At 75.8% G+C, this 2563-nt stretch carries 1 protein-coding gene; it reads right to left on the bottom strand.

All coding sequences use genetic code 11. The features are described from left to right. Nucleotides 1-2563 (bottom strand): type I polyketide synthase (locus MXD58_RS28730; protein WP_250611305.1); only part of this gene is annotated, 2563 nt, incomplete at both ends.

Raw genomic sequence — 2563 nt, forward strand, 5'->3', positions numbered from 1 at the left:
GGTCTGCGGCGCGCGGATCTGGTCACGCTCGTCGAGACAGCGATCAGTCGGGCTGCCCTGCCGGAGACCGGACGGGCCGCCGCGGAGTGCGCACCCAGTACCCACGGCAGCACCGCGGGCACGTCGCTGCGCGGCGCGCTGGCGTGGGCTGCGGTGGGGTCGGGCTCGGCGGGGGGTTCTTCGAGGATGAGGTGGGCGTTGGTGCCGCTGATGCCGAAGGCGGAGATGGCGGCGCGCCGTGGCCGGTCGGTGGCAGCGGCGGCGGGCCAGTCGACCGGGTCGGTGAGCAGGCGGACGGCGCCGCTGGTCCAGTCCACATGTGGGCTCGGCGCGTCGACGTGCAGCGTCGCGGGTAGCTGGCCGTGCCGCAGCGCCTGCACGATCTTGATGACGCCGGTGACGCCGGCGGCGGCCTGGGTGTGGCCGATGTTGGATTTGACGGAGCCGAGGTGCAGGGGCTGGTCGGTGGGGCGGTGTTGGCCGTAGGTGGCGAGGATGGCCTGGGCTTCGATGGGGTCGCCGAGGGTGGTGCCGGTGCCGTGGGCTTCGACGGCGTCGATGTCGGTGGGGGACAGGTCGGCGGCGGCGAGGGCGGCGCGGATGACGCGCTGCTGCGACGGCCCGTTCGGCGCGGTCAGACCGTTGGACGCGCCGTCGGAGTTCACCGCGCTGCCGCGTACGACGGCGAGGATCCGGTGGCCGTGGCGGCGCGCGTCGGACAGCCGTTCCAGCACCACCACGCCGACGCCCTCGGCCCAGGCGGTGCCGTCGGCGGCGGCGGCGAACGGCTTGCACCGCCCGTCCGGGGCCAGGCCGCGCTGGCGGGAGAACTCGGTGAACATCCCCGGCGTCGGCATGACGGCGACGCCGCCGGCCAACGCCAGGGTGCACTCGCCGCCGCGCAGCGCCTGGCTGGCGAGATGGATCGCGACCAGCGACGACGAGCAGGCCGTGTCGATGGTGACGGCCGGCCCCTCCAGACCGAGGGTGTAGGCGACGCGGCCGGAGGCGACCGACGACAGGCTGCCGGTCAGCACATAGCCGCCGTAGCCCTCGGGCGCCTCGACGAGGCGGGGACCGTAGTCGTGCGGGGTGACCCCGGCGAACACGCCGGTGGCCGAGCCGTGCAGCGACGTCGGGTCGATCCCGGCCCGCTCGAGGGCCTCCCACGAGGTCTCCAGCAGCAGGCACTGCTGGGGATCCATCGCGGCGGCCTCCCGCGGCGAGATACCGAAGAAGTCGGCGTCGAACGTGTCGGCGTCGTGCAGGAACCCGCCCTCGCGGGCGTAGGAGGTGCCCGGCCGGCTCAGCTCCGGGTCGTGCAGGGCGGCCAGGTCCCAGCCGCGGTTGGTCGGGAACGGGCCGATCGCGTCCACCCGGCCGGTCAGCAGGTCCCACAGCTGCTCCGGCGTGTCGGCGCCCCCCGGCCAGCGCCCGGCGACGGCGACGATGGCAATCGGCTCGTCCGCGCGTCCCGGTGTGGTCCGGGCCGCGCCCGAGACGGTGCCGTGCGCGGACGCCTCGCCGGCGCCGGTGAGCGCCCCGCGCAGGTACGCGGCGAGCCGCCGCGGGGTCGGATAGTCAAAGGTCAGGGTCGTCGGCAGCGCCACCCCGGTCGCGGCGGCCAGCCGGTCGCGGAACTCCACCGCGCTGACCGAGTCGAACCCCAGGTCGGCGAACGACCGTTCCGCGACGACGCTGCCACTGGCGTGACCCAGCACGATCGTCAGGGTCGCGCCGATGACCTCGAGCAGCTCCCGCTCGCTGGCCGCCCCGGCCGAACCGCGGCCCGCGGTCGGACGGTCGTGCGCCGCCTCGCGGCCAGCGGCGTCCTCGCCCGAGTACTGCGCGTCCTCGCCGTCGGGCACACCCGGACCGCGCGGCGCCGCCGTGGCGGACCCAGACGGCGCCGCCGTGGCGGACCCAGACGGCTTCGGCGCAGCCAGCTCGAACTGCCGGCGCTGGAACGGGTAGGTCGGCAGGGCGACGCGACGCGCGCCGGCCGGGAAGGACGGCGTCCAGTCGACCGCGGACCCGGCGACGTGCACCTCGGCCAGCGACCGCAGGAAGCGGTCCAGCCCACCGTCGTCCCGGCGCAGCGATCCGACCGCGAGAGCCGACCCGGCCGGCCCCACCGACCCGTCCGCCACCGAGCCCGCCCACGCCTCGGCGATCGCCCGGATGCCTCCGGTGAGGATCGGATGCGGGCTCGCCTCGACGAACACGCGGTGGCCGGCAGCCAGCGCCGTACGCACCGCCGCGTCGAAGTGCACGGTCTCGCGCAGGTTGCTGTACCAGTAGTCGGCGTCGAGCCGGTCGGTGTCCACGGCGTCCCCGGTCACCGTCGAGTAGAAGGTGACGTCGCTGGCCCGCGGGGTGAAGCCGGCGAGCTCGGCGAGCAGCGCGTCGCGCAGTTGCGCCACCTGCGGCGAGTGCGAGGCGAAGTCCACCGGGACACGGCGGGCATCCACGCCGGCCTCGGCGTAGCGGGCGAGCAGCGCGTCCAGCGCCGCGGGGGCGCCGGCGACGACCGTCGACGCCGGCCCGTTGACCGCCGCCACCG

The sequence above is a fragment of the Frankia sp. AgKG'84/4 genome (assembly GCF_023242965.2).
Classification (GTDB): Bacteria; Actinomycetota; Actinomycetes; order Frankiales; family Frankiaceae; genus Frankia.